At 58.0% G+C, this 26,607-nt stretch carries 25 protein-coding genes; 11 read left to right on the top strand and 14 right to left on the bottom strand.

Going from position 1 to position 26,607, the window contains the following annotated elements; all coding sequences use genetic code 11:
* Positions 1–62: 62 nt before the first annotated feature.
* The gene (locus tag CR254_RS18040) at positions 63–230 is read left to right on the top strand and encodes a hypothetical protein (protein WP_180955932.1); all 168 of its coding nucleotides are present in this window, start codon (positions 63–65) and stop codon (positions 228–230) included.
* A 42-nt stretch (positions 231–272) separates the two neighbouring features.
* On the opposite strand, the gene CR254_RS07650 is transcribed toward CR254_RS18040, so the two are convergent.
* Entirely contained in the window at positions 273–917 is a 645-nt protein-coding gene (locus CR254_RS07650; protein ID WP_097929255.1) for a DsbA family oxidoreductase, read from the bottom strand.
* Between the two features lie 259 nt (positions 918–1,176).
* Between CR254_RS07650 and CR254_RS07645 the strand changes: the two genes are divergently transcribed.
* Positions 1,177–1,797: a helix-turn-helix domain-containing protein gene (locus CR254_RS07645; protein ID WP_097929254.1), complete on the top strand. Its 621-nt coding sequence runs from the start codon at positions 1,177–1,179 to the stop codon at positions 1,795–1,797.
* 3 nt (positions 1,798–1,800) lie between these two features.
* Here the strand turns inward: CR254_RS07645 and CR254_RS07640 are convergent, their stop codons facing one another.
* Together CR254_RS07640 and CR254_RS07635 are read right to left on the bottom strand one after the other, a co-directional pair.
* Positions 1,801–2,811, bottom strand: coding sequence for a patatin-like phospholipase family protein (locus tag CR254_RS07640; RefSeq protein ID WP_097929253.1), 1,011 nt, complete (start codon positions 2,809–2,811; stop codon positions 1,801–1,803).
* Between the two features lie 69 nt (positions 2,812–2,880).
* The gene (locus CR254_RS07635) at positions 2,881–3,666 is read right to left on the bottom strand and encodes a 3-hydroxybutyrate dehydrogenase (protein WP_097929252.1); all 786 of its coding nucleotides are present in this window, start codon (positions 3,664–3,666) and stop codon (positions 2,881–2,883) included.
* Between the two features lie 169 nt (positions 3,667–3,835).
* Here CR254_RS07635 and CR254_RS07630 point away from each other — a divergent pair, with 169 nt between their 5' ends.
* The 3 genes from CR254_RS07630 to CR254_RS07620 all read left to right on the top strand — a co-directional run bounded on the left by CR254_RS07630 (position 3,836) and on the right by CR254_RS07620 (position 7,561).
* The gene (locus CR254_RS07630; protein ID WP_180955931.1) at positions 3,836–4,279 is read left to right on the top strand and encodes a MarR family winged helix-turn-helix transcriptional regulator; all 444 of its coding nucleotides are present in this window, start codon (positions 3,836–3,838) and stop codon (positions 4,277–4,279) included.
* Positions 4,280–4,293: 14 nt separating this feature from the next.
* Entirely contained in the window at positions 4,294–5,469 is a 1,176-nt protein-coding gene (locus CR254_RS07625) for a YHYH protein (protein WP_097929250.1), read from the top strand.
* A 547-nt stretch (positions 5,470–6,016) separates the two neighbouring features.
* The gene (locus CR254_RS07620) at positions 6,017–7,561 is read left to right on the top strand and encodes an extracellular solute-binding protein (protein WP_342744473.1); all 1,545 of its coding nucleotides are present in this window, start codon (positions 6,017–6,019) and stop codon (positions 7,559–7,561) included.
* A gap of 125 nt (positions 7,562–7,686) precedes the next feature.
* Here CR254_RS07620 and CR254_RS07615 read toward each other — a convergent pair whose 3' ends face one another.
* The 10 genes from CR254_RS07615 to dusB all read right to left on the bottom strand — a co-directional run bounded on the left by CR254_RS07615 (position 7,687) and on the right by dusB (position 20,572).
* Positions 7,687–8,409: a DUF502 domain-containing protein gene (locus tag CR254_RS07615; RefSeq protein WP_097929248.1), complete on the bottom strand. Its 723-nt coding sequence runs from the start codon at positions 8,407–8,409 to the stop codon at positions 7,687–7,689.
* A 207-nt stretch (positions 8,410–8,616) separates the two neighbouring features.
* The gene (gene hflX / locus CR254_RS07610; protein WP_097929247.1) at positions 8,617–9,963 is read right to left on the bottom strand and encodes a GTPase HflX; all 1,347 of its coding nucleotides are present in this window, start codon (positions 9,961–9,963) and stop codon (positions 8,617–8,619) included.
* Positions 9,964–9,968: 5 nt separating this feature from the next.
* Entirely contained in the window at positions 9,969–10,205 is a 237-nt protein-coding gene (hfq, locus tag CR254_RS07605) for an RNA chaperone Hfq (protein ID WP_097929246.1), read from the bottom strand.
* Between the two features lie 127 nt (positions 10,206–10,332).
* Positions 10,333–11,841, bottom strand: a complete 1,509-nt coding sequence (locus tag CR254_RS07600; RefSeq protein WP_097929245.1) for a potassium transporter TrkG — start codon at positions 11,839–11,841, stop codon at positions 10,333–10,335.
* Entirely contained in the window at positions 11,841–13,220 is a 1,380-nt protein-coding gene (trkA, locus tag CR254_RS07595) for a Trk system potassium transporter TrkA (RefSeq protein WP_097929244.1), read from the bottom strand. The genes CR254_RS07600 and trkA overlap by 1 nt, the downstream gene beginning before the upstream one ends.
* A 123-nt stretch (positions 13,221–13,343) precedes the next feature.
* Complete coding sequence (gene ntrX, locus CR254_RS07590) at positions 13,344–14,768, bottom strand: nitrogen assimilation response regulator NtrX (RefSeq protein WP_097929243.1); 1,425 nt, start codon at positions 14,766–14,768, stop codon at positions 13,344–13,346.
* Positions 14,761–17,043: a sensor histidine kinase NtrY-like gene (locus CR254_RS07585; RefSeq protein WP_245851493.1), complete on the bottom strand. Its 2,283-nt coding sequence runs from the start codon at positions 17,041–17,043 to the stop codon at positions 14,761–14,763. Before CR254_RS07585 ends, ntrX begins: the two co-directional genes overlap by 8 nt.
* A gap of 33 nt (positions 17,044–17,076) precedes the next feature.
* Positions 17,077–18,525, bottom strand: a complete 1,449-nt coding sequence (gene ntrC / locus CR254_RS07580) for a nitrogen regulation protein NR(I) (RefSeq protein ID WP_097929242.1) — start codon at positions 18,523–18,525, stop codon at positions 17,077–17,079.
* Positions 18,525–19,592, bottom strand: a complete 1,068-nt coding sequence (locus tag CR254_RS07575; RefSeq protein WP_097929241.1) for a two-component system sensor histidine kinase NtrB — start codon at positions 19,590–19,592, stop codon at positions 18,525–18,527. Before CR254_RS07575 ends, ntrC begins: the two co-directional genes overlap by 1 nt.
* Positions 19,589–20,572: a tRNA dihydrouridine synthase DusB gene (dusB, locus tag CR254_RS07570; protein WP_097929240.1), complete on the bottom strand. Its 984-nt coding sequence runs from the start codon at positions 20,570–20,572 to the stop codon at positions 19,589–19,591. Before dusB ends, CR254_RS07575 begins: the two co-directional genes overlap by 4 nt.
* Positions 20,573–20,704: 132 nt before the next feature.
* On the opposite strand from dusB, the gene CR254_RS07565 reads away from it, so the two are divergent.
* From CR254_RS07565 to CR254_RS07550, 4 genes are read left to right on the top strand one after another with little or no spacing between them, the layout of a single operon-like run.
* The gene (locus tag CR254_RS07565; protein ID WP_097929239.1) at positions 20,705–21,832 is read left to right on the top strand and encodes a bifunctional 2-C-methyl-D-erythritol 4-phosphate cytidylyltransferase/2-C-methyl-D-erythritol 2,4-cyclodiphosphate synthase; all 1,128 of its coding nucleotides are present in this window, start codon (positions 20,705–20,707) and stop codon (positions 21,830–21,832) included.
* Positions 21,829–22,323, top strand: coding sequence for a phosphatidylglycerophosphatase A family protein (locus CR254_RS07560; protein WP_097929238.1), 495 nt, complete (start codon positions 21,829–21,831; stop codon positions 22,321–22,323). Before CR254_RS07565 ends, CR254_RS07560 begins: the two co-directional genes overlap by 4 nt.
* On the top strand, positions 22,320–22,796 hold the full coding sequence (locus tag CR254_RS07555) for a CinA family protein (RefSeq protein WP_097929237.1): 477 nt from the start codon (positions 22,320–22,322) through the stop codon (positions 22,794–22,796). Before CR254_RS07560 ends, CR254_RS07555 begins: the two co-directional genes overlap by 4 nt.
* Before the next feature lie 10 nt (positions 22,797–22,806).
* Positions 22,807–23,424, top strand: a complete 618-nt coding sequence (locus CR254_RS07550; protein ID WP_097929236.1) for a glutathione S-transferase family protein — start codon at positions 22,807–22,809, stop codon at positions 23,422–23,424.
* Between the two features lie 85 nt (positions 23,425–23,509).
* Here CR254_RS07550 and ndk read toward each other — a convergent pair whose 3' ends face one another.
* Positions 23,510–23,932, bottom strand: a complete 423-nt coding sequence (gene ndk, locus CR254_RS07545) for a nucleoside-diphosphate kinase (RefSeq protein WP_097929235.1) — start codon at positions 23,930–23,932, stop codon at positions 23,510–23,512.
* Positions 23,933–24,126: 194 nt separating this feature from the next.
* Here ndk and CR254_RS07540 point away from each other — a divergent pair, with 194 nt between their 5' ends.
* Positions 24,127–25,986, top strand: coding sequence for an ABC-F family ATP-binding cassette domain-containing protein (locus tag CR254_RS07540; protein WP_097929234.1), 1,860 nt, complete (start codon positions 24,127–24,129; stop codon positions 25,984–25,986).
* Complete coding sequence (locus CR254_RS07535; protein ID WP_097929233.1) at positions 25,983–26,606, top strand: MarC family protein; 624 nt, start codon at positions 25,983–25,985, stop codon at positions 26,604–26,606. The genes CR254_RS07540 and CR254_RS07535 overlap by 4 nt, the downstream gene beginning before the upstream one ends.
* Position 26,607: the final 1 nt, after the last annotated feature.

The raw sequence follows: 26,607 nt of genomic DNA, 5'->3' as shown, positions 1-26,607 counted from the left end.
ACCAATCACACACGTAGGGGTTGATCTGATGAATGACGGTATTCACTCAGATGGACTTCGCCATGACAAAACGTGTTGGAATTGCTCTCGGCCTATTCTTTAGCCTGTGTTTCTTTTCGATTTTCGATGTGAAGCAGACGCGTGAGATCGAGCTTCCAAGCTTTGATATCAGCAGTTTTGAGCTGAGTGGTGGGCAGTTGCCCCATTTCGAAATCACGTTGACAGCCTGATTTTCCAAATGTGGCGCCCGCAAAATGCAGGCGCCGTTTTCATTATTGCTGTGGCATCGCAGCAGAGGCTTCGCTGATCTCCGCGATAATATTCGCCCAGGTTGCCGCATCCTGCGCACCCTGTACCGCATAGCGTCCGCCGATCAGGAAAGTGGGTACGCCGGAAACGCCCATTTCGCGGGCTTCGGTATCCTCGCGAATGACAACGTCCCGATCTACATCACCGGCCAGTAGGCGGGACATGACCTCGGTGTCCATACCAACAACCTCAGCCGCGTTCAGCAGGATCGCGTGATCCGAAATATCCTGACCCAGCTTGAAATACCGTGCGAACAGCTCTGTAACCAAGGCGGTCTGATGATCGCTGGTTTTCGCCCAACGGATCATCCGGTGTGCATCGACAGTGTTCGGCGTCCGCTTGATTTGCGAGAAATCTACATCCAGACCAGCCTCCACCGCGGCGGCCTCGATCTGCGCGTAAACGGGAGTCGCACGATCCTTGCCGAACTTTCCCTCCAGATAGGCGCGGCGATCCATACCAGTGGCGGGCATGTCCGGATTTAACTGAAACGGACGCCATGTGATTTCAAACGGATTGGGCGCGGTTTCCAAAGCCTTATCTAGTTTGGCCTTACCAATGTAGCACCACGGGCAGATCGGATCGGAGATAATTTCGAGACGGGTCATAGCCGCTCCCTTTGTACATATAGTTCGTGCAGCCCCTTACCTAACCTTGCCAGTCGGACGGCGGGGCCATTCTGTGATGGATCGGGTATGCTTTGGCATTTTATATGGGGCAAGTCGCGTGGCAAGCCGGGTCATCACATCCTCGGGATCAGTGAGCCTGAGGATAGTGCGAGGCCATGGTCCGTATTTCTTTTCGGATCGAAAGCATAGCAATTCATCCCATATTGTGCCGGATGCGTCCATCGCCTATTGCTTTTGCATGACAAACGATAATCCCTCCGTACTTGATATCGGCCGACAGGGTGGTCCCAGCCAATCGGCGGAACCTGTTAAGCTGGGGGAGCGTGTGCGCGCCCTGCGTAAGGCACGTAACTGGACGTTGGAGCAGGCGGCAAAGCAGGCCGGCCTTGCCCGATCGACCCTCTCGAAAATCGAGAACGAGCAGATGTCACCGACCTTTGATGCGGTGCAGAAACTGGCCAAGGGCTTGGACATTTCCGTCCCCCAACTGTTCACCGCGCCGTCCTCGGACAAGGCGATGGCCCGCCGCACAATTACGCGCCGGGGTGAGGGGAAACCCCACATTACTGCCACCTACGAACATGAATTGCTGGCCAGTGAGCTGACCCGCAAAACCATGCTGCCCTATCGCGCCCGCATCCGCGCCCGCAGCTTCGACGATTTCGACGGCTGGGTGCGCCATGACGGTGAGGAATTCCTCTACGTTCTGACTGGCCGCATCCGGTTCCTGACGGAGTTCTACGAGGCGGTCGATCTGGAACGCGGCGACAGCGCCTATTACGATGCCGCCATGGGGCATAACGTCGTTTCAATATCGGATGATGATGCGGAAATCCTGTGGGTGACGACCCAGCGCTAGGCGCTATTCAAACATCTGCCGCAGATTGACGCTGGACCGCTCTCCCAGATTGCCCCAGCTATCGCGCAGGAACGCGTCACCGGCTGCGTAACCTTTCTCGCGGAGGTTTTGCAGCATGGCCATGTCGGGCGTCAGCTTTGACTGTACGCCCAGCTCGGTCATCGTTTCATCATCGCGGATCGAATGGATCAAAACGTCCTTAAACCGATCACCCGTTAGAATACCGTCAGAGATCAACCGTTTGATCAGCTCGATGTTGCGCAGCTCACGCAGCAATGATGAGTTGAACGATATCTCATTGATCCGGTTCAGAATATCCGGGGCGCGGTGTGGCACCTCATCCCGCTCAATCGGGTTGATGTGCACGACAACAATGTCGCGCGATTTCGTCTCGTAGAACAGCGGGAACAGCGCGGGGTTGCCGGTATAGCCGCCATCCCAATAGGCCTCTCCGTCAATCTCAATCGCCTGAAACAGCGTGGGCAGGCAGGCGGAGGCAAGGATCGCGTCGGTGGTAATTTCGTCGTTCTCGAACACCTTGATCTTACCGCTGCGCACATTGGTGGCGCAGATGAACAGCTTTGGCCCCTCAGGCTCATCCATGGTGCCGAAGTTCAGCTCACCAATCAGATCGCGCAGCGGGTGATAGTTTAACGGATTGAAATCATAGGGGGAAAAGATGCGGGTCATCGTTTCGCCCGCAAATTGCATCGGGCCGCTCATACCCTCCATCAGCATCGGGTTCACGGCCTGCAACCACTGCATCATCGGGTTGGAGGAGGGGCTGTGCTTGCCCACACCGCTCCAAAAGGCATCCAGATGCTTGATCGCCCCCTCACGCCCGCCAGCAACCCAACCGCATTTCAACGCGGCGGCATTCATCGCACCGGCGGAGGTCGCGGTGATCCCCTCGATCATCAGCTGCTCTTCTTCCAGCAGCCGGTCCAGCACGCCCCATGTCAGCGCCCCATGTGCGCCACCACCCTGTAGGGCAAGGTTGATTGTCTTGACCATCGGGGCCTGCTTTCTGCTGTCGTGAAATACCCCCACCGGCAAAACGTACCGCCGGTGGGGTGGTGTAGATCAAAGCGCGGTCCAGCCGCCATCGATGCTGATTGTAGTGCCGGTAACCTGCTCCGCCGCGTCCGAGCATAGATAGGCAACCGTGCCGCCAATCTGCTCAACCGTTGCGAACTCCTTGGATGGCTGACGGGCCAGCAGGACTTCCTTAACGGCGGTATCACGATCCATGCCGTATTTTTCCATTGTCTCGGGGATTTGCTTTTCCACCAGAGGCGTCATGACATAGCCGGGGCAGATAGCGTTTGCGGTGATCGGCTCCTGCGCGGTTTCCAGTGCTGTAACCTTGGTCAGGCCGACAACGCCGTGCTTTGCGGCGACATAGGCGGATTTATAGGGCGAGGCGGTCAGACCATGCGCGGAGGCGATGTTAACAACACGACCCCAGCCGGATTTGCGCATCAGGGGCAGGGCGGCCGCGGTGGTGTGGAATGCGCTGGACATGTTGATGGCGATGATTGCGTCCCACTTACCGATCGGGAATTCCTCAATCGCGGCAACGTGCTGAATGCCAGCATTGTTGATCAGGATGTCCACGGTGCCGAAATGCTCGGCAGCCTTGGTGACGAGGCTACGGCACGCCTCCGCGTCGGACATATCGGCGCTGATATAGATCACATCGGTGCCGTGTTCGGCTGCGATGCGTTCGGCCAGCGCGTGATCTTCCTCACTATCGCTAAAGGAGTTCAGGACAACCCGCGCGCCCAAACGCGCCAGCTCCTCCGCCACGCCAAGGCCGATACCGGAATTGGAGCCGGTGATGATTGCGACTTTATCTTTAACAGACATGGCAGATCTCCTTTCGAGTGTTTCCTGTCCCACTATGTATATGCTGCACGCGCGAAGGCCACAGCGGCGTGGTAAATTTTCACAGATTGCGAGCTGTTAGCGGCGGCACCTCTTGAAAACACACAATCATTAGCATACTAACTGTAGCATGAAAAACGATGCTTACCTCATGCACTTCCTCTTACATGCCAGCGATCTGGTTGAGGATAAGTTGCGCCGCCGCCTCAATGAACTCGACCTGCACCCACGGCAGGCACGGGTGCTGGACGCCCTGTCGCGAATGGAGCCGACGTCGCAGGTTGAGCTGGCACGTGCCTTTGATGTGACTGCGGCAAGCATGAGCACAATGACCGTGCGCCTGATGGCGGCTGGCCTGATTACACGACAAGTGGACCCCGATCAGGCCCGGAGCAATGTCCTGCGCCTAACGCCACAGGGCACGGAATTGCTCGATACCATTCATCAGGCATGGCGCAGCATTGATGACGAAATTGCGGAACTGATCGGGCCAGAGGACGCCGCGACCCTTGCCGCTTTAACGCGCAAATTGCGCAACAGTCTCGGTGGTAGTGCACCGGGAATGAAACAGGCAAAGACTGCTTCAAACTCCTGAAAAGGAACTTTCAAATGACAGTTATTAACCGAACTCCAGTCTATCTGGCGATGGCAACGTGCCTTCTGGCGCCTAGCTATGCATTGGCTCATTCCGATACGGCATATTTCACCGACACCGCCTTTACCGAGGCACCACAGATCGTTGACTGCACGCTAGAGGACGGCACCGAAACGCAGTGTCATGAAATCAAGGTTGGCTACCTGCCAGAGGGGCTGGAGATCGGACCCTTCTGTCCGGCAACGCTGGATGAGGCGGGCGGCATCTGGGAATGGACCGGCGAGAATGCGGGCCTGTACCGCATCGACCGTGACTACCTGACCATGATGGATGAGCTGGGCTACACCTTCTATGATGAGGACGGCAACGTGCACGTCGTGGATAACGCGACAGAACAGCCAACGGTCGATCACGCCTGTATCAACGTCTCCGCTGATGAAAGCGTTGAAATCACGATCCTGCTGCCCGTTTATCCCGTTATGTCAGATGAGCCAACCAGCCTAGGCACGGTAGTAAAGGTCGGCGTGGCGCTGGACGGCGTTCCGATCTTTTCTGATGCCCCCTCGATTCAGGCGACAGGCCATATGCCCGCACTGGACACCTGCGGCGGGCATATTGATCCGGGCGGTTGGTATCACTGGCACGCCACCTCCACCGACGTTCAGACAGTGTTCGAAAATGAGGACGTCATCGCCGATTGCACCGTGACACAGGATGCAACCGCGCAGTTCGGCTACGCCTTTGACGGCTTCGCGATGTTTGGCAGTCTGGAGGCGGACGGCTCCACGCCTGAGGGGCTAGATCAATGTGGTGGCCATGTGGGTATCACCGCAACGGGTGAGGAGGTGTATCACTACCACGCCTCGGACGAGTTCCCGAACCTGCCATCCTGCCTCAACGGTGTGCAGGCCGTGGATAACTTCACCACTACAGCAACAGCGGGCGTAGGCGCGCAGAACGCGGGCGCTGGTGGCCGGAACGAACCTCCTCGCCCCACGGATGGTGGACCTGACGGAATGATGCCTCCGGGCTTTGAGGAGGCCGCTGCGACATTGGGCGTTACAGCCGATACATTCATGCAGGCAGTTGAGGACGCAGGCGGGCGTGATCTGGACGTTGCCGCAGCAGCACACGCATTGGGTGTTAGCGAGGACGAGTTGCGCGCGGTTTTGCCACAACCTCCACGTTAAAATTTGACCGCTGGCGGCAACGCCGTACATTCCGATCTAGATCAAGCATCCGCTGGCTGACCGCTGGCGGATGTTTCGATTCAGGGATGCTGAAATTTGCCAGACGTAACCCGAAAAAAAACCCCCTCGCACGCGAGGGGGTAAAGTATTGAGGCAGGTTTCATACAGGCAAGAAACCTATCGAGCAGTAAGCCCAATATAGGGATTATGTCGGGGCATGACAAAGTTATTTTTTTGCCGACCCGCATCTGGGCCTGTAGTATGATCCCAATTAACCCATAAGAAACAGATAACTGGTGCAGATATGTCACGAATTAGTTCAATAGCAGCGGTGGTCCTTCTGACTGCCTCGGCTGCCGCCGCGCAGCCCCAACATGGCATTGCAATGTATGGAGAGCCTGCTCTGCCACCAGATTTCGCGCATTTACCATACGTTAACCCAGAAGCACCCACTGGCGGAATCATTGTTGAGGGCGCTCGCGGGTCGTTTGATAGCCTCAACCCCTTTATTCAAAAAGGAAGTGCGCCATATGGAACCCGCGCCCATGTGGCAGAATCGCTCTTGGGTAGAAGTTATGATGAGCCATTCACCCTATACGGGTTATTGGCCGAATCGGTGGAGATGGCAGACGATCGCACATGGGTTGAATTCCACCTGAACCCCGCCGCCCGATTCTCTGACGGTTCACCCGTCACGGTTGAGGACGTGATCTGGTCCTTTGAAACTATGGGTGAGCAGGGCCACGCCCGCTACCGCTCCGCATGGGATGGCGTCGTCAGTACCGAACAAACCGGTGAGCGTTCTGTCCGCTTTAACCTGACGGGTGACAGCCGCGAATTGCCCCTGATCCTCGGCCTGCGCCCCGTGCTGAAAAAGGCAGATTGGGACGATGTCGATTTCACGGAAAGCTCGCTGCGCCCCTTCATTGCATCCGGTCCCTACACAATCGGGGATTTCGACACGGGCCGCTTTATCCAGTTTGACCGCAATCCCGACTACTGGGGCGCCGACCTGAATTTCAACGTGGGCCGCCATAACCTCGACGCGATCCGCTACGAGTTCTTCGGAGATGGAGAGGCCGCATGGCAGGCTTTCACCTCAGGTGAAACATCCTATCACGTCGAATATGATGAGGCGAAATGGGTTGAGCAATATAACTTCCCCGCAGTGGAGCGTGGCGACATCGTGCAGTCAGAGGTGGCACATCAGCGGCCAACAGGCATGTCTGGCCTCGTCTTTAACACACGCTCACCGATCTTTGCCGATATCCGTGTGCGCGATGCCTTGCTGCACGTCTTTAACTTCGAATTCATCAATGAGCGTTTGAATGCCGGGGTACCTGGCCGGATCGAAAGCTACTTCGACAACTCTTTGCTGGGGTTTGAGGGAGAGGCATCCGCGCGTGAGCGCGAATTGCTGGAACCATACCTCACCGATCTGCCCGCCGACGTGCTCAGCGACTACACGCTGCCGGTTGGCACAGCCGATCTGCGCAACCGCCGCAACCTGCGTGCCGCGCAGGATCTGCTGACACAGGCGGGCTGGACGCTAAATGATGGCGTACTGCAAAACGGGGCAGGTGAGCCCTTTGTGTTTGAGATGTTGCTATCCTCCTCCGCCAACGAGGCTGTGACCAACATCTTCGCCGAGGCACTGCAACGGCTGGGCATCACGATGGAAATGTCACTGGTAGACAGCGCCCAATATGCCGAACGCCTGAACACCTATGATTACGACATGATCGCCCACACATGGGGCCTGTCATTGTCGCCGGGGACAGAGCAGATCAATTACTGGGGCTCACGCGGGGTTCAGGGGCAGGGCACGCGGAACTACGCGGGCATAGATGCTCCTGCCGCTGGCGCCATGATCGATGCGATCCTGTCCTCCGAGGGACGCGAGGATTTCGTCTCTGCTGTCAACGCACTGGACCGCGTTCTGACGACCGGTCGCTACGTGATCCCGTTCTGGTACTCACCTCTGGTGCGCGTGGCACATAAGGCGGAGCTGCATTACCCCGCGGACAATCTGCCAATCTACGGTTACTGGATCGGCTTTATGCCTGATGTGTGGTGGTCAGAGGTAAAATAAGTAAAGGCGGAATCTATACTTGGCGATTTCGCAGTTAATATAATTGCGAAATCGCCATAAATAACATAATTATCAGTATGCGTCAGATTATTGCATTTAGATACTTAACTATAGCTCCATCTATACTACGCGCTGCGCCGCACAGGCTCGCCTTTACGATTTGCAACTCGCACACCGGCAGCTTTCTCCGCCGCAGTAGGGGGGGTGACCAGACCGGCGGAGATGATCAACTTCGCCGCATCCTCCACATCCATATCCAGCATCACCATTTCGGCGCGCGGTACGAATAACAGAAACCCGCTGGTCGGGTTTGGAGTGGTTGGCAGAAAGACGGAGATCAGCTGCTCCTCTGGCAGGCGGTTCGACACTTCACCCTTGGTCTCGGTCGAAACGAACGCGACAGCCCAAATTCCCTTGCGCGGATATTCGATCAGACAGGCTTGCTTGAACGAACTGCCGGATTGGCTCAGGATCGTTTCAGCTATCTGCTTGATGCCGTTATAAACGCCACCGATAACCGGCATACGTTCAACCAGATTTTCACCCCAGCGCAGGATGGATCGACCAACCAGACCCTTGGTCAGCCAACCGATCACAGCCGTGAACAGCAAAAAAATGATGACGCCAAAGCCGGGGACATCATTGCCAAGATAGGTGCCCGGATTATAGCCGCTGGGCACCAACGGAACGACCTTCGCATCGATGAAGGTGATGACCGTCCAAATCAGCCAGATCGTCAAACCAATCGGCGCAACGATCACCAGACCGGTCAGAAAGTTTCCACGCCAACGCTGCGCAACCGTCGCACGACGTTTCGTCCTGCGACGGGTTCTAGGTGCTTTTGCCATCAATCCGGACCACTTCGTGAGAGTTAGCTTTCAATCTAGGAGAGGACGCGGCCCAAAGTAAGTCTGTTTAGGCCGCGAGTTCCTGACTGTTTTAGTGCGCAGCCACATAGCAGCCGGAAATAAGCCGCTTTGCAGCCAGTTAGTCGAGGACGGTTTTCGACCCGGAATTGTCTCGATGAAGTGCTGCATAATGATAATTATGTTAAATCAGTCATCTGGGTGCCAAGGCGTCTTTTCAGACTCATCGACCTCAGGCTCCTCGGGTTCGAGATCAGGAATGTCGAAATCGCCGCGATGCAGCTTATAAAACTGCTCTTTCTGCTTATGGGTCCACTCGACCTCCAACAGCATCCGCAAATCCTTGATATTGCTGGATACGACAAGCTTTCGCGCATATAGCCACGCAGTCGCTTCACCGGCGCTGATCGGCATGTCCAGCGTTTCATACAGGATCGGATCACGTACTGTGCCGTCGATCATGTCGCATAATTGGTCCAGATTACGGCCCGTCGTGGCAGAGATCGCTAGATGCTTCTCATGCCGTCCGGCAACGCGCTCCGCCGCAGAAAGACCTTCGGAATCAAGTAGATCGACCTTGTTCCAAATCTCGATCATCCCGTCGCGTTGCTCCTCGGAAACGCCCAGATTTTCCAGAATGTCACGCACGTCCTTGGCCTGCGCCTCGCTCTCCGGATGGGAAATATCGCGGACATGCAGGATCAGGTCAGCGTCCAGCACTTCTTCCAGCGTCGCGCGGAACGCAGCAACCAATTGCGTCGGCAAGTCCGAGATGAAACCAACCGTATCTGACAGGATAATGTTCTGACCTGATGGCAGCTCAATGGACCGCATCGTCGGGTCCAATGTGGCGAACAGCATGTCCTTCGCCATCACATCTGCACCGCTCAACTTATTGAAAAGCGTTGATTTTCCAGCGTTTGTATATCCAACCAAGGCCACAATCGGATATGGCACCTTGGCCCGCGCCTTACGGTGCAGACCACGGGTTTTGACAACCTTTTCCAGCGCACGACGGATCTGGTTGATCCGCTCATCCAAAGCCCGCCGATCTGCCTCGATCTGCGTTTCACCGGGGCCACCAACGAAGCCCAATCCGCCACGTTGCCGCTCCAGGTGTGTCCACGATCGCACCAGCCGCGTACGCTGATAACCCAGCGCAGCCAGATCGACCTGCAACACGCCCTCACGGGTTTGCGCGCGATCGGCAAATATCTCCAGGATCAGACCGGTTCGATCCAACAGCTTGCATTTAAGCGCTTTTTCAAGGTTCCGCTGCTGAACAGGAGTAACCGGCCCGTCGATGACGACGAGCTCGATTTTCTCATCCTCGATCCATTGGGCCAGTTCAGCCGTCTTACCCGAACCGAACAGATAGCCGGCGCGCGGCTTGGGTACAGGGACAACTTTCCCCTCGATCACTTCTAGGCCGGACAGCGCATTGGCCAGCGAAATAGCTTCGGCGAGCGCGTTTTCTGGCGCACGTCTTTGATGCCCCTTGCGGAGATCAGGATGTAGTACAGCGGTGCGTGTCATTAAAATCAGTCTGTTTCAGGTTCGTATAGATTAACCGGTTGTGACGGCATAATCGTCGAAATCGCGTGCTTATACACAAGTTGGCTCTGCCCATCACGGCGCAGTAATACGCAGAAGTTGTCGAACCAAGTGATGACGCCCTGCAATTTCACACCGTTTACGAGAAATATTGTTACGGGAATTTTCGCCTTACGTACGTTATTTAGAAAGGCATCCTGCAGGTTTTGCTTATCATTCGCCATGGTCACACACTCCAAGTTGGCCGAGGCGATTCATCCCCGGCAATACGTTTTTTGTTTCGCTCGATTGATATTGGTCGGTACTGAGCATTATTTCCAGTACCCGTCGCAAAGAATTATCGACAGATGCTCATCTGCGCCAAAATTCAGGGTTTAGCAATGCAATCAATGCAAGAGTTTCCAGCCGCCCCACAACCATCGCAGCGGTCAGCGTCATGTGAACAACGGGGCTGAAATCGGCGTAGCGGCGTGGGGCCTCATGCAGGACCAGATAACCGGGTCCGGTATTGGTCAGCGCTGCGGTGCCAGCCCGCAACGCTTCCTCAAATGGTAGTCCGAATGCGGTTAGGACCAGCAGGACCAATGCCAGCGCCAGGAGGAACAGCATCAGGAAAATCCACGCGATAAACGCACCCTGTGTCCGAATGCGCCGTGCAGCTTGACCATCACCACCGATGGAATGCGGCATGGTCAGCCGCCGCAATTCACGTGTACCGTGCTTGTAGAGCGCATATATCCGCAGCAACTTTACCCCGCCGGCGGTCGTTGCGACACCACCACCCAACATAGCCAAACCCATTAGTAACAATCCCGGCGTCGCCAGCCCGGACCATCCCTGCGCATCATCCCATGACGCACTCTCCAAGCCGAATGTGGTCAGGAACGAGAGGACAGTGAACACCGCGCCCCACAGGGCATGTAACGCGAGTACAAAGCCGCCCTGCCCGCCATCCAGCTCCAACGCGCCTAGCCAGTGCCGCAGGAACAGCGCGCCGGGCAGCCCGATGCACAGTGCAGCCAGCATTCGCAGTTCGGGATCACCGCCAACCTCACGCATATTACGACGACGTTGCGGGTCGTAGATCAGCGCGGTTGCTCCGATCACCAGAAACACGGCGATAATCACCTCGGACGCAACGCCGCCGCCCGCAGCCGCCAAATCGCGCACAGGCAAAATGCCGGAGGTCGAAACCGTCGCCATCGCTGTCATAATCGCGACGAGTCCAGATTGCCCAGTTCCAGCCAGCAGCAGGGCCAGAACGGCGGTCAGTCCAAAATAGATGGGGAAGATCATTCCAGCAAACCGGACGAGGCGGTCCGATGCCTCGGCAATAGCAATCTGCGCACCTCCACTACGTCCACCCAACACAACAGAACGAATTTCAAAGCCGCCAATGTTCAGTGGAGACATGATCGCTATTGCGGCGAGCAGGATCAAAAAACCACCGCTCCACGCGACTAATGCCCGATATAGATGCACCGTGATTGGAAAATTAGTGGGCAAATCGAACACAGTAGCGCCCGTTGTTGTCAGTGCGGAGACCATCTCGAAATAGCCAACGACTGGCGTCAGGGTCGGAACAACGGCAATCAGTGGCATAGATAGCCAGATCGGTAGCAGGATATAAGTGCCCATCAAGGTCAGCAGATGCGATCGCGCCGTGACCCGTGGTGTCCGGTTAATCAGCGTCAGCGTGAACATCACAACCATCACCATGGTCGTGATAAATCCGTAGAAAAATGGCCGTGCGACGTCGTGATTTCCCTGCGCATAGGCATACAGGCTGGGCACCAGCATGATCACACCAGCGGCAATCAGGAAGAACACGAATAGAGGAATGCGCCGCCACAGCACCATCAGAAGAAATCGACTGCGACGCGGAATAACCGTTCGACCTGCGGGACCTGCTCGGCCATGGCGAAGATCGTGACGCTGTCGCCCTCAGCAATGACGGTGTCGGCGCGGGGGATGACCAGTTTATGGCCCTTTTGGATTGCCCCGATAATCGCGCCCTCAGGCAAGTGTGTATCGCGGACGCGCTTGCCCGCAATGGCCGAGGTGCCCAAAACCTGTGCTTCGATCACCTCCGCCTCCGCATCGCCAACGGAATAAACGGCGCGGATACGGCCATGACGCACATGGCGCAGGATCGAGCTGACCGTGGTGCCGCGCGGGTTGATATAGGCGTCAATGCCCAGCGGTCGCATCAGCGGTGCCAGCGATGGATCGTTGATCAGGCAAACCGTCAGCTTCGCACCCAGCGATTTTGCTCGCGCGCAGGATAGCAGGTTCGTTTTGTCATCATCTGTCACGGCAAGGAAACTATCGACGGAGTTGATGCCGGCTTCCTCAAGGATGTCCTTATTCAAGCCGTCACCGTTCAGAACAATGGTACGCTCCAGACTATCCGCGGCCACCTCGGCGCGAGCGCGATCCCGCTCGATCAGCTTGAGGCGGTTACGCTTGCCTTGCCCCTCCAGCACCTTCGCCACGGCCAGGCCGACATTGCCCGCGCCAAGGATCAGGGAGCGGTTGCCGGCGGAGGCCTGCTTGCCGAAAATCTCAAGCGTGCGGTCCAGATCCTCCTTGGCCGCGAACAGATAAATCTGATCACCGGCAAACAATTGATCGTCGCTATCGGCAACACGCAATTGCCGGTTTTCGGACCGGATCGCCACAACATAGGCCCGTAGCGTCGAGAAAAGTTCGGTCAATTGTCGCAACGGCGTGTTCAGAACAGGGCAATCCGCGCTGAGCGTCAGGCCTACCAATTGTGCGCTGTCGTCCAGAAATCCGTGAATCTCGAACGCAGCAGGTGCGGATAGGCGGCGCAAAGCGGCCTCCGCAACTTCCTTCTCAGGTGAGATGATCACGTCGATCGGCATGTGATCCTGCTGGTAAATATCGGACCAGATCGGATCGAGATAGCTTTGCGCCCGCACGCGCGCAATCTTGCGCGGTACGGTGAAAACGGAGTGTGCGACCTGACAGGCGATCATGTTCACCTCGTCGGAAAATGTCGCCGCGATGATCATATCCGCATCGCGTGCGCCGGCACGTTGCAGAACATCGGGATGCGACGCAAAACCAGAAACGCCGCCAACGTCGAGCGAATCCGTGATGCGTCGCACCAGCGATGGATTGTTATCCACTACAGTAACGTCGTTGTTTTCCGAGGCCAGATGGCGGGCAATTTGCCAACCGACTTGACCTGCGCCACAGACGATGACCTTCATATCGCGGATCCTTGCATCGGGTGAGCCGTTCTATCCTTGATAGGCCAGACCATGTTTCCCGCCGCAAGTGGGGGCGCGATGATCCGTGCCGCAGTGCAGCAACAGCGCAACAGATCAAGGATGCTATTCGTCATCCTCAACCTCATCAATCGAGGCCATGCGTGTGCCGCCGCGCGACATCGTAACAATGTTCAGTGACTTCAGCTTACGGTGCAGGGCGGACCGCTCCATCCCGACAAAGCTGGCCGTACGAGAGATATTGCCCGAGAAACGGTTGATCTGCGCGATCAGGTATTCACGCTCAAACACCTCACGTGCCTCGCGCAGGGGCAATCCGGCCAGGGCTGCGCTTAGCGCATCGCGGCCATCCGTTTCCGCACCGTCCTTGTCCTGCGGCAATTCGCAGGCCTGAATTTCACCGCTATCAGGGCCGAGGATCAGGATACGTTCGATCAGGTTGCGCAACTGGCGGACATGACCCGGCCACGGCAGGGTTTGTAGGACGGCGGCGGCATCCTCGGACAAGGTGCGAACGGGCAGCCCCTGCTCACCATTTAGCTGAGTAACGAAATGCTCAACCAATGTCGGGATATCCTCGCGGCGGCTGTCCAGACCGGGCACATCCAGCGGGACAACATTCAGGCGGTGGAACAAATCCTGCCGGAAACGACCCTGCTCAATCTCAAGCGTCAGGTTCTTATTGGTCGCTGAAATCACCCGCACATCGACGCGTACCGTTTCAGAGCCGTTGATCCGCGTGAACGCCTGATCGACAAGCACGCGCAGGATTTTTGACTGGGTGCCCAGCGGCATATCGGCCACTTCGTCAAAGAACAGGGTGCCGCCATGGGCTTGCTCGAACAGGCCGGGGACATGGGCCCTGGCCTCGTGCTGCACGCCGAACAGAACTTCCTCCATCCGGTCGGGGGCGATGGAGGCCGAGGAAACCGTGACGAATGGACGGTCGGCGCGTTCGGATTGACGGTGCAGGTAATGCGCCGCCACATCCTTGCCCGAACCCGGAGGGCCGGATAGCAGGACGCGACCATTCGAGCGGGCAACCCGATCCAACTGCTGGCGCAGGGTGCGTATCGCCGCACCGCCACCGATTAGGTCAGAGACCTGAACGCTTTTGCCCCGCAGGCTGGTATTCTCTCTCCGCAGGCGCGATGCCTCCAGCGCGCGGTTCACCGTCATCAGCAGCTTATCGATGTTGAAGGGCTTTTCGATGAAATCATAGGCGCCCTGCTTGACCGCTGCGACCGCGATTTCAACGTTGCCGTGGCCAGAGATGATGATGACCGGCACATCAGGGTTATCACGTTTGACGGTTTTGAGGATTTCAATCCCGTCCATCCGGCTGTCCTTTAGCCAGATATCAAGGATCATCAACGCTGGTGCGCTGGTGTTCATATGCGCCATGGCGCTGTCCGCATCATGGGCGGTTCGGGTACTGTGCCCCTCATCCTGTAAAATATCGGCGATCAGCTCGCGGATATCCGCCTCATCGTCCACGATCAGGATGTCAGACTTTGCGCTCTCAGGCATGTTCACTCTCATTGGCTGGTCTTGGCGATGATGGGGCTGTGCCCTCATCGTGCAGTGGCAGAACCATAACGGCGCGGGCACCCTGATTGGGCTCCGGCGCGGTTTCGCCTGCACGGTGCAGGGTCAACATTCCGCCATGTTCCTCGATGATCTTTTTCACGATCGGCAGGCCTAGACCGGTTCCTTTATCTCTGTGGGTCACATAGGGCTCAAACAAGCGGTCGGTTTTACCCTCGGGCAAACCGTTGCCGTTATCCTCAATCGTTAGGGTGGCTGTCCGCTCCAACTTGTCAAGGGTGACGCGAAGGATACCAATACCATCAAATTCGGTACTTTCCTTACGGGTATCAATGGCTTCGACAGCGTTCTTAAGCAGGTTATTCAGCGCCTGATCTATCAGGGTTTCATCCGCGAACACAATTACGGGCGTTTCCGGGGCATTAACCTCGATCTGCACAGCGGATGCTCCGTTTTCACGCAGCAATACGGCATCGCGCACCAGCTTGCCAAAATCACAATTTGCACGACGTGGTTCTGGCATGCGCGCGAACTGGCTAAACTCATCAACAATGCGGCGCAGATCACCAGTTTGGCGTACAATGACATCAGAATATTGCGACAGACCGTCAGCGTCCTCTGGTGCCAATAGCTTGGCGTATTTCCGTTTCATCCGCTCCGCTGCCAGTTGGATTGGCGTCAGGGGGTTCTTGATCTCATGCGCGATGCGGCGGGCGACGTCACCCCATGCGGCCATGCGTTGCGCGCTGACAAGATCGGTGATCGCGTCAAATGTCACGACATAGCCGTGATGTTCGTCGTCCAGCCGGTGACGGGCGATACGAATCAGAAGCTCCTCCTCACGCTTGGGCGTTTGCAGGTGCAGTTGGGTCTGAACGCTCTCACGCCGTTCCCGCAATAACCGCTCATAGGGCGCGGAGAATTCGGGAACCAGATCGGCCAGCAAGCTGCCCTTGACCCCTTCAACCGGTAGGCTGAGGATTTCGCGGGCGGCGGCGTTCAGCACCTCGACCCGTCCAATCGGGTCTAGACCGATTACGCCCGCGCTGACGCCGGACAGGACGGTTTCGAACAGGCGGCGAGCCTGCTCGCTTTCCTCACCGGCCTCCAGCAGTGCATCGCGCTGGCGTTTCACCTGTGCGGTCATACGGTTAAAGGCACGGCCCAGCATGGCAATCTCATCATCGCCAGGTTCCTCGCGCACGCGCATGTCAAAGTTACCGGACCCAACCTGTGCCGCCGCACCGGCCAGCCGCGCAACGGGGCGTGACAGGCGATCCGCGAACCAAAAGGCCATCCAGATCGCGGCGAGGATCACGATCAGCGCAAAGCCCAGATAGATCAGTGCAAATTCAAACAGCAATTCACCGCGATCCGCCTCGAGCTGCCGATACAGCATCACGGTGGATTGGGTTTCGTCCAGCAGCTCCAGAATCTGACCGTCAACATTGCGCGTTACATAGACATAGCGGTCGGCAAAGGTCGGCAGGTGCACCAGAGCGCGAAACTCGGAATATTCCCAATCCTCGATAATGACTGGATCGCCGGTCGTGCGCGCCCGATCGATCAGCGCGGGGGATGGCGGCTCGTACCCGAACAGATAGGACAGATTGCCCCGCGCCTGTAACGTGCCACTGCCGTCAATGACATAGGCTTCACTGAGCTCTCGCTGCATTTGCGCCTGCCCTGCGGCCAGCAACTCACGCAACTCAGATGGTGTAATCAGCGGGTATAGCGCCTTGTTCCGGTTCAGATAATCGGCCAGCAGCTCGGCATCGGCGGCCAGGTTTCCGCGATGCTCCGTCTCATAGGCTTGCGCGGCGGCGAAGCTATTGCCAACAACCCGCTGCACACGCTCGGAGAACCAGCCCTCTAGCCCGAAATTCACCGTAATCGCGGCAAAAATCGCGACGAGGATGGTCGGGCCAAGCGCAACAATAGAGAACACAGTGGTCAGGCGGGAATGCAATTGCGAACCGGCCGATTTGGCCCTGCGCGCCGCGATCATCCCTGCGATCCGTTGTGCAACCAGCCCGACAACGACAATCACGTAGACCAGATCCAGCATCAGGACGGTGCGCAACAGGTCCGAAGTGCTGGACCCGATCCCGTCAAATGCCGCCCATGTCGCAAAGGCCAGAATGGGGCCGAGAATTACGATCACAGCCGTCATGCCGCCCCGCCACGCACGGCTCTGCGATATCGCATACAGGCGAGCGAATTTCTTGATCCAGAAACGGCGGTTAACTGTGAACAAAGCGTCGGTGCCTGATGGCTCCCTGTTGCAAAACTACACCAATTTCTTTCCGCGTGTGACCGGAATGTCAAGCTCTCGGATTTTTTTGCGCAATGTATTGCGGTTAATGCCCAGCAATTCAGCCGTGCGCACCTGATTTCCGCGGGTGGCGGATAGGGCCAGCGCGATCAGAGGCATCTCAACCTCTCGCAGGATACGATCATACAGGCCTGGGGGCGGCAGATCATCGCCGTGGAGGGCGAAGTAGCGCTCCAGATGGGTCTCGATCGCCTGCCCGATCCGCTCTGATTCACCAGCGGATGGTGTCATGGCGGAGCTGGGCCGCGCGGCCAGTTCCTCATGCACCGCACCCTCGGAGATCACCTCATCAGGGCATAGCACTGCCAGCCTGCGCATGAGGTTTTCCAACTCACGCACGTTGCCGGTCCAGTTTTGCTGCTTCAACGCCTCCAGCGCGGTAGAGGAAATCGACTTGCGCGGCAGGCCCTCACTCTCCGCCCGCTTCAGGAAGGCTCGGGCAAGATCGGGGATGTCCTCCAACCGCTCACGCAATGGCGGCAGGCGCACAGGCACGACGTTCAGGCGGTAGAAAAGATCCTCGCGGAAACGTCCCTCATTTATCAGCGCGCGCAGGTCCTGATGGGTGGCGGCAATGATGCGGACATTGGCGGGGATAACCTCACGACCGCCAATGCGGGTGAACTCCCCCTCCTGCAACACGCGCAGCAGGCGGGTTTGGGCGTCAGCCGGCATGTCCCCGATTTCATCAAGGAACAACGTACCGCCGGCGGCGGCCTCGAACCGGCCCTTGTGACGGTCGGCAGCGCCGGTAAACGCGCCCTTTTCATGGCCGAACAGTTCGCTCTCGATCAGCTCACGCGGGATTGCGGCCATGTTCAGCGCAACAAATGGGCCGTTTTTGCGAGCACCAAAATTGTGCAGCGCGCGCGCGACCAGCTCCTTGCCCGTGCCGCTCTCACCATTAATCATCACGCTGAGATTGGTATTCATCAGGCGCGCCATGATGCGATACACTTCCTGCATCGCGGGGCTGCGGCCAATCAGGGGTAGGTTTTCATGGGCCGGATCGCCAATTGCGGGGCGTTCCTCGGACCGGTCGCGTTGGCCTAGTCCCTTGCGAACCTGCTCCAACACTTCCTTTAGATCGAATGGCTTGGGCAGGTATTCATAGGCGCCGGCCTCCGCCGCGCGAATGGCGGTCATGACGGTGTTTTGCGCGCTCATCACAATGACAGGCAGGTCGGGGCGTTTGCGGCGAATGGCTGGCAGCAGGTCCAAACCGTCGCCGTCGGGCATCATCACATCGGTGACGACAACATCGCCCTCGCCCTCCTCGATCCAGCGCCACAACGTGTTGACGGAACCGGTGGCGCGCACGCGGCATCCTGCACGGGTCAACGCTTGGCTAAGGACTGTTCGGATTGCGCGGTCATCATCCGCAAGCAGGATTGTACCATCCATTAGCGGGGCTCCTTCCATACCGGCAGCAGCAGACGAAATGCTGTCCAGCCGGGTTCACTCTCACACTCAACAACACCGCCATGCTGGTCCACAATCTTGGACACCAGCGCGAGGCCGAGGCCGGAGCCCGCTGCCTTAGTGCTTACAAACGGTTCAAATAGATCGGTTTTAATATCTGGCGGAACGCCGCTGCCATTATCGATCACGCTGATTTCCAGCGGCAAGCTTTCGCGCCCACCACCGGGCAGCGACAGCATGACACCGGCGCGATAGGCTGTGCGCAGGGTAATCATGCCACCAATCTTGGGCACGGCCTCTGCTGCATTTTTGATCAGGTTCAACGCGACCTGCATCAATTGATCCGCATCACCGGGCGTTGGGGGCAGCGAGGGATCGTAATCCTCAACAAAGCGGACCTTGGCAGCGAAACCGGATTGCGCAGATAGCTTTGCGCGGTTCAGCACGTCATGCACATTTACCGGATCGCGGGATACGGGGCGTAGATCACCGAATTGTTCGACACGGCCCAACAGCTTACCGATCCGCTCCGCTTCCTCACGGATCAGACTGGTCAGCTCCTGATCGTCATCGGACAGGTTCATGGCCAGCAATTGCGCCGCGCCGGAAATGCCGGCCAGCGGGTTCTTGATCTCATGTGCCAACATTGCCGCCATACCTGTCACGGACCGCGCGGCGGAGCGTGAGGATAGCGAGCGGTCCATCTTCTCCGCAATACTGCGAGGTTGCAGTTGTAGCAGCACCAGACTGCCATCAATCGGGGCAACCTGAATATTCGCGAGGCGTGGTTTATGGTCAGCCCACGATAGCTCGATATCATGCTGTGAGTAGGACACGCCGTAAGCTCGCACCTGCCCCAGCATCGAGATAACCAGCGCGCCCTCACCGGTAAAGCTGGTCAGGTCACGGCCCACCATCTGACGCTCGGACAGGCCCAGATAAACCTCGGCGGAGGCATTGGCCCGCGCGATCTTATCCTGCGCATCGATCATCAGGGATGGATAGGGCTGCGCATTCCACGCAGCTTCAAACGGACAATTCTCGGTCATGCGGCAACTCGTTCGGAGGAAGACAGCGCGTCACGGATCAGGTCATGTACCTGTGCCGGATCACGGGCGGTCAGCACGGCGCGGCGCATCTCGCGGGGGGTATCGATATCGTCCATGTACCAACCCAAATGTTTGCGCGCGCATTTCAGTCCCATTTCGGGACCGTAAAAATCCAGCATCTCGGCATGATGCGCGATGATCATGTCGGCGCGATTCTGCCCCTGTGGTATTTCCGGTGGGGGCAACCCGTTAAGTCCGGCATGGATCACAGCCAACTGCCATGGGCGCCCCTGTGCGCCACGCCCGACCATCACGCCGGCAGCGCCGGATTGGTCTAGCGCCTGACGCGCGGCATCGGTGTCTACAATGTCGCCATTGGCGATGACGGGCACGGTTACGGCATCAACCACCTGCGCGATTGCACGCCAATCTGCCTGTCCCTTATAGAACTGACAGCGGGTGCGACCGTGGATGGTGATCATCTGCACGCCGACATCCTGTGCCGCCCGCGCAATTGTTGCAGCGTTATGACTGTCATCATCCCAGCCCAGTCGCATCTTTAGCGTTACGGGAACATTAACGGCCTGCACCACAGCCTCGATCAAGGTGAGCGCATGATCGGGTGTTCGCATCAAGGCAGAGCCGGAATAGCCGTTCGTCACCTTCTTGGCCGGACAGCCCATGTTGATATCAACGATCTGCGCGCCGCGATCCACGACCATACGCGCGCCCTCGGCCATCCAATAGGCTTCACGACCGGCAAGTTGTACGGATGCGATACCCAGATCACCATGGACCTCAGCCTTGGAATGCGCCGAGGGTCGGGCCTGCACCATCTCCTGCGAGGCGACCATTTCGGACACAACAAGACCCGCGCCAAAACTGCGCACCAGCCGCCGGTAAGGCAGGTCAGTGATCCCCGCAAGCGGTGCGAGCAGTACACTGCTGTTGAGTACGTGCGGGCCAATCCGAAGCGTCATTGCAAATTCCTTAGGCAAGCTTAGCCGATAGCGCAAAAATCAGGCAGGATCAATCTGCGGATGCGCCTTCGGGCCGACTTGCCGTGACTTGTTTTTTGCCACATGTTCGCGCCGAACCCAACAGGAGGCCCCATGACAACCGCCGCACTGATCGTCGCAGCCGGACGCGGAACACGAATGGGCGGTGAATTGCCAAAGCAATACGCCACCTTAGCCGGTGCGCCGATCCTGACCCACACCATCCGTGCCATGCTGCCCCATGTGGATATGCTGCACGTTGTTATCCATCCGGATGATGTCACGTTATATCAGGCCGCGACGGTCGATTTTGACCTGCCGCCGCCTGTTTTCGGTGGCGAAACCCGTGCCGTCAGCGTGCGTGCGGGCCTGATGGCCTTGGCTGACGCCGCGCCGGATCACGTTCTGATTCACGACGCTGCGCGCCCCTTTGTCGATGCCGATATCATCGCCGGTGTCCGTGCCGCATTACAGGACGCACAGGGTGCTTGCCCCTGTTTGAGTGTTGTGGACGCCCTATGGGTCGGCGCTGATACGCTGGATCAGGCGCGTCCCCGTGACGGGTTGCTGCGCGCCCAAACGCCGCAGGGCTTTGCTTTTGACGCGATCCTTGCTGCGCATAGCGATAACACTGCGGACCTGCCTGATGATGTGGCAGTTGCCCGCGCCGTTGGCTTGGACGTTGTTGCCACCACTGGAAGCGAGCGTAATTTCAAAATCACAACACCCGCCGATATGGTGCGTGCTGAGAGGGAGTTTCAGATGGACCCACGTAATGGCACAGGCTTTGATGTCCACCGATTGGTGCAGGGCGATCACGTAACGCTGTGCGGGATCGAGATCCCCTTTGATAAGGCACTGTCGGGCCATTCTGACGCGGATGTCGCGATGCACGCAATTACCGATGCAATCTTTGGTGCCTTGGCCGAGGGGGATATCGGCCAGTGGTTCCCGCCGACCGATCCGCAGTGGAAGGGCGCGGCCAGCCATATTTTTCTTGAAAAGGCGGTTGAACGTGTCTCCGCACGCGGGGGGCGCATGACCCACCTGGACTGCACAATCATTTGCGAAATGCCCAAGATCGGGCCACACGCACAGGCCATGCGCGCACGGATTGCGGAAATTTGCGGCCTCGATATTGATCGGGTCAGTGTTAAGGCCACCACGTCCGAGCGTTTAGGCTTTCCGGGCCGTGGTGAGGGGATCGCCGCGATGGCATCTGCCACGGTGATGTTGCCATGATCGCGCGTATGATTGCATCGGTCGGCGGCGTTGGTTTTCTGCCAAAGGCTCCGGGCACATGGGGCAGCCTGATCGCCCTACCCGCATTCTGGCTGTTACACGGGATAGGAGAATTCCCGCTGGTTCTGGCCGCCACAGTGGTAGTGTTTTTCCTGGGCTGGTGGGCCACCGCGCAGGTTACTCGTGCCCAAGTCGACCATGATCCCGGTTGGATCGTCGTGGATGAGGTGGTGGGTCAGTGGTTGGCCCTGTTCTCCATGTCATTCGGCCTGTGGTGGATGGGATTTGACAGCTGGGGATTCCCGTGGCCCGGATATGTATTCGGCTTCGCGCTGTTCCGGCTGTTCGATATTCGCAAGCCGTGGCTGGTGGGCTGGGCCGACCGGCGTGGTGATGCGCTGGGCGTGATGTTGGATGATGTCATTGCAGGCGTGATGGCGGGGCTTTGCGTCGCAGCTTTGGGCGCCTTGGCGCATATGGTGTTTGTATGAGCAATCTAGCTATCGAAGTTATCGACGCGGCCAAGGCACGCGGATGGATGATCGCCACGGCGGAAAGCTGCACTGGCGGAATGGTGTCTGCGGCACTGACCGATATTGCCGGTTCATCGGCCGTGGTGGATCGCGGGTTCGTCACATATTCAAACGCCGCCAAGGTTAAAATGCTGGATGTCAGTCTCACCAGTCTGCACCTGCATGGTGCGGTATCAGAAACTGTTGCGCGGGAAATGGCGATTGGTGCATTGGCGGTATCTGATGCTGATGTGACCGTTGCCATTACTGGTGTCGCGGGGCCTGGTGGCTCGGATGAGAAACCAGAGGGGCTTGTGCATTTCGCAGTCGCCGCTGGTGATTATGTCCTGTCCAACCATTGTGAATTCGGCGCGATCGGGCGGGATAATGTGCGCAAGGCCAGCGTTGAGCACGCACTCAAAATGCTTTTGACTGCCATTCAGGACACATAGGAGGCTGACCATGCTGCATCTCTACACTGCCAAGGGCACCTGCGGCCGCGCCACGCTGATCGCATTGGAGGAAGCCGGAGCTGATTTTGACCTGACGATTGTGAGATTCGCTGAGGAGCAACAGAAAACCGAAGCCTTTCTGGCAATGAACCCTCATGGCCGCGTTCCTGTGTTGGTGACGGATCAGGGTGTGCTGACGGAAAGCCCTGCTCTGTTGGCCTATGTTGCGGAACTGTACCCTGATGCGGGCCTGATGCCGACCGATCCGTTTGGTCGTGCGCAGGTGAACAGCATCATGGCCTATCTCTGCGCCACGGTTCACCCCGCCCACGCCCATATCCGCCGCGGCTCGCGCTGGGCCGATGACCCCGCTGCCATTGCCGAACTGACGCGCAAGGGACCAGAGGTGGTTGAGGCAACCATCCGCACCATCGAAGATAAACTGACCGGCGACTGGTTGGTTGGCGACAGAATGACCATCGCGGATATCTACCTGTTCACTGTTGCAAACTGGATGGAGGGCGACGGGATCGACATCGACACCCTGCCCCGTATTCGTGACCACCGCGCACGGATTGCGGCACGGCCAGCGACGCAGCGCGCCTTGGCCAAGGAAATGCCTCAGTAACGCGCGCACCAAAATCAGTACTGTAAAACGAAAAAGGCCGGAGCAAACACTCCGGCCTTTCTATAATTCGGTGATCCGGATGGGATCAGCCAACCAGCTCAAGGCCGGAGAAGAAGTAAGCGATTTCAACCGCAGCCGTCTCAGGAGCGTCGGAACCATGTGCCGAGTTCTCACCGATGGACAGTGCGAACTCCTTGCGGATCGTACCCTCAGCAGCTTCGGCCGGGTTGGTTGCGCCCATAACTTCGCGGTTCTTCAGAACGGCGTCTTCGCCTTCCAGAACCTGAACAACGATAGGTGCGGAGGACATGAATTCACACAGTTCGTCGTAGAATGGACGCTCGGCGTGTACGCCGTAGAAAACACCAGCCTGTGCTTTGGTCAGGTGGATACGCTTTTGTGCGACGATGCGCAGGCCAGCAGCCTCCAGCTTTGCGTTGATCGCGCCGGTCAGATTCCGGTTTGTTGCGTCTGGTTTGATGATCGAGAAAGTGCGTTGTACGGCCATGGGAGCCTCCTAGGCGTTAAAGATTGCGCCGCCACTAACATGCCATTTCGCCAGAAGAAAGAGGTTGCGTGGGCCCCACACCCCGCTTTATCGCCCGCGCGTCCGGGCAACACCGCAGCGGCATTATGTGCAATGCAACGTAAAGACCATCGGACGCATTGACATAAGGGGGGCACTGGTCCATCGCTCCGCTTATGCTGACGATTAAAGATATAACCTTCACGCTGGAAGGCCGCCGTCTGTTCGACGGGGCTACAGCAACGATTCCCGCTGGTCACAAGGTGGGCGTCGTCGGGCGCAATGGCACAGGCAAGACGACGCTGTTCCGGTTGATCCGGGGCGAGTGGGCGCTGGATGGTGGGGAAATCGAAATCCCCCGACAGGCGCGCATCGGCGGTGTTGCGCAGGAGGCACCGGCCTCTGACGCCACCTTGCTGGAAACCGTGCTTGCCGCGGATACCGAGCGTGCCGCGCTGTTGCTGGAGGCCGAGACAGCCAAGGATGCCACCCGCATCGCTGACATCCACACGCGGCTGGCCGATATCGAATCCCATTCCGCCGAGGCACGCGCCGCGTCCATCCTGACGGGTCTGGGTTTTGACGCAGAGGCACAGCAACGCCCGTGCAAGGATTTCTCGGGCGGTTGGCGCATGCGCGTCGCACTGGCCGCCGTTCTGTTCAGCCAGCCCGATGTGCTACTGCTGGATGAGCCGACAAACTACCTCGATCTGGAGGGAACCGTTTGGCTTGAGACATTCCTAGCCCGTTATCCGCACACAGCACTGGTTATCTCGCACGATCGCGGCCTGCTGAACCGGTCGGTTGGCGGCATCCTGCATTTGGATTCGCAAAACCTGACTTTCTATCAGGGCAATTACGATCAGTTCGACCGGATGCGCCGCGCCAATCTGGAACAGCAGATGTCCGCGAAGAAAAAGCAGGACGCGCAACGTGCCCACCTGCAAAGCTTCGTTGACCGGTTCAAGGCAAAAGCCTCCAAGGCGAAGCAGGCACAATCCCGCGTGAAAATGCTTGAGAAGATGCAGCCCATCGCCGGTGTGGTGGAAAGCAACGTCGCCGCGTTCTCCTTCCCCGCGCCCGAGGAGCTATCGCCCCCCATCGTCAACATGCGCGACGCCAGCGTTGGTTATGGTGGCCCGCTGATCTTGCGTAAGCTGGACCTGCGGATCGATCAGGACGACCGCATCGCGCTGCTCGGCTCGAACGGTCAGGGCAAGTCCACCTTGTCCAAGCTGATCGCGGGTCGTCTGGAAACCACTGACGGCAATGTGGTTACGTCGAACAAGCTGCGCATCGGCTATTTTGCCCAGCACCAGTTGGACGAATTGTTCCCCGATGAAACCCCGTTAGAGCATATCCGCACTCTGCGCCCCGCCGAAGGTGCCGCAAAACAGCGCGCGCGCCTGGCAGCCGGCGGTATCGGAGCGGACATCGCGGATGTTGAGGTAAAGCGTCTGTCCGGTGGGCAAAAGGCCCGTCTGGCCATGTTGCTATGTACTATCGACGCACCGCATCTGCTGATCCTCGATGAGCCGACAAACCACCTCGATATCGAAAGCCGTGAGGCGCTGGTCATGGCGCTGACCGAATATGAGGGCGCGGTGATCCTCGTCAGCCACGATCCGCATTTGGTTGAGGCTGTGGCTGATCGCTTGTGGCTGGTCAAGGACGGCGCAGTTGTTCCGTTCGAGGGCGACATGGATGAGTATCGCCGCATGTTGCTAAGCGAGCGCGGCGGCAAACCGGCCAAGGACAAGGTTGAGAAAGCCGAGAAACCCAAGGCCAAATCAACGCCGCGCAGCGCCACTGCGCCACTGCGAGCGGAATTGGTCAAGGCCGAGGGCCGCATCGCCAAGCTTGAGGAAATGCGCGACAAGATCGACGAGGGTCTCGCCGATCCTCGCATCTATGAGCGCGGCGATACTGAGCGCCAAAACATGCTTCGCAAGAAACGCGCTGAGGTGATGAAGGGTCTGGAACGGGCCGAGGCGATCTGGCTCGACATCTCCACCAAGCTGGAGAAGGCCGGATGATCGAAATCGCAATCACCGCCTTTGTCACATTATTTGTGATCATCGATCCAATCGGCCTGACGCCGATTTTCGTTGCGCTGACGCCGGATATGAACCGTGCACAGCGCAGCCGGATCGCTGTACGAGCTGTGGTGATTGCATTCTTCATCCTCTGCGCCTTCGCCTTTTTTGGTGAGGCATTGCTAGGCGCTATCGGTATCAGCATGCCGGCATTCCGTATCTCGGGCGGTGTTTTGCTGTTCCTGATCGCGGTGGAAATGCTGTTTGAAAAACGGAACCCGCGCCGCTCCACACAGGCGGATGATCCAGAGCCGGAACACGACCCCTCCGTCTTCCCCCTCGCCCTGCCCCTGTTGGCCGGTCCGGGTGCGATGGCCACCATGGTTCTGCTGATGGGCCAGCTAGAGGATGACCTGACAGCGCAAATCGCCGTTGTTGGCGTGATGGGCGCTGTGCTGTTGATTACGCTGGGGCTGTTCCAAATCTCGGGCCTGATGGAACGGTTGATGGGGCGCACCGGTGTGAACGTGGTTACGCGCATTCTGGGCGTGCTGCTTGCCGCGCTGTCGGTTCAATTCATTCTGGACGGCCTGCGCGCTAGCGGCTTGGGCGGAGCCTAAG

It is taken from the genome of Pontivivens marinum (assembly GCF_900231835.1).
GTDB lineage: Bacteria > Pseudomonadota > Alphaproteobacteria > Rhodobacterales > Rhodobacteraceae > Pontivivens > Pontivivens marinum.
This window is presented reverse-complemented; position numbering and strand designations above follow the sequence as displayed.

Bases quoted from the DNA above. Each gene is read 5' to 3' on its own strand.
- CR254_RS07535 (WP_097929233.1), top strand. From the start codon at position 25,983: ATGATCGAAATCGCAATCACCGCCTTTGTCACATTATTTGTGATCATC.
- CR254_RS07640 (WP_097929253.1), bottom strand. From the start codon at position 2,811: ATGGTCAAGACAATCAACCTTGCCCTACAGGGTGGTGGCGCACATGGG.
- CR254_RS07630 (WP_180955931.1), top strand. From the start codon at position 3,836: ATGCACTTCCTCTTACATGCCAGCGATCTGGTTGAGGATAAGTTGCGC.
- CR254_RS18040 (WP_180955932.1), top strand. From the start codon at position 63: ATGACAAAACGTGTTGGAATTGCTCTCGGCCTATTCTTTAGCCTGTGT.
- hfq (WP_097929246.1), bottom strand. From the start codon at position 10,205: ATGGCGAATGATAAGCAAAACCTGCAGGATGCCTTTCTAAATAACGTA.
- ndk (WP_097929235.1), bottom strand. From the start codon at position 23,932: ATGGCCGTACAACGCACTTTCTCGATCATCAAACCAGACGCAACAAAC.
- CR254_RS07565 (WP_097929239.1), top strand. From the start codon at position 20,705: ATGACAACCGCCGCACTGATCGTCGCAGCCGGACGCGGAACACGAATG.
- ntrC (WP_097929242.1), bottom strand. From the start codon at position 18,525: ATGGATGGTACAATCCTGCTTGCGGATGATGACCGCGCAATCCGAACA.
- CR254_RS07645 (WP_097929254.1), top strand. From the start codon at position 1,177: ATGACAAACGATAATCCCTCCGTACTTGATATCGGCCGACAGGGTGGT.
- CR254_RS07560 (WP_097929238.1), top strand. From the start codon at position 21,829: ATGATCGCGCGTATGATTGCATCGGTCGGCGGCGTTGGTTTTCTGCCA.
- CR254_RS07615 (WP_097929248.1), bottom strand. From the start codon at position 8,409: ATGGCAAAAGCACCTAGAACCCGTCGCAGGACGAAACGTCGTGCGACG.
- CR254_RS07650 (WP_097929255.1), bottom strand. From the start codon at position 917: ATGACCCGTCTCGAAATTATCTCCGATCCGATCTGCCCGTGGTGCTAC.
- ntrX (WP_097929243.1), bottom strand. From the start codon at position 14,768: ATGCCTGAGAGCGCAAAGTCTGACATCCTGATCGTGGACGATGAGGCG.
- CR254_RS07555 (WP_097929237.1), top strand. From the start codon at position 22,320: ATGAGCAATCTAGCTATCGAAGTTATCGACGCGGCCAAGGCACGCGGA.
- hflX (WP_097929247.1), bottom strand. From the start codon at position 9,963: ATGACACGCACCGCTGTACTACATCCTGATCTCCGCAAGGGGCATCAA.
- CR254_RS07550 (WP_097929236.1), top strand. From the start codon at position 22,807: ATGCTGCATCTCTACACTGCCAAGGGCACCTGCGGCCGCGCCACGCTG.
- CR254_RS07625 (WP_097929250.1), top strand. From the start codon at position 4,294: ATGACAGTTATTAACCGAACTCCAGTCTATCTGGCGATGGCAACGTGC.
- CR254_RS07635 (WP_097929252.1), bottom strand. From the start codon at position 3,666: ATGTCTGTTAAAGATAAAGTCGCAATCATCACCGGCTCCAATTCCGGT.
- CR254_RS07575 (WP_097929241.1), bottom strand. From the start codon at position 19,592: ATGACCGAGAATTGTCCGTTTGAAGCTGCGTGGAATGCGCAGCCCTAT.
- trkA (WP_097929244.1), bottom strand. From the start codon at position 13,220: ATGAAGGTCATCGTCTGTGGCGCAGGTCAAGTCGGTTGGCAAATTGCC.
- CR254_RS07540 (WP_097929234.1), top strand. From the start codon at position 24,127: ATGCTGACGATTAAAGATATAACCTTCACGCTGGAAGGCCGCCGTCTG.
- CR254_RS07600 (WP_097929245.1), bottom strand. From the start codon at position 11,841: ATGGTGCTGTGGCGGCGCATTCCTCTATTCGTGTTCTTCCTGATTGCC.
- dusB (WP_097929240.1), bottom strand. From the start codon at position 20,572: ATGACGCTTCGGATTGGCCCGCACGTACTCAACAGCAGTGTACTGCTC.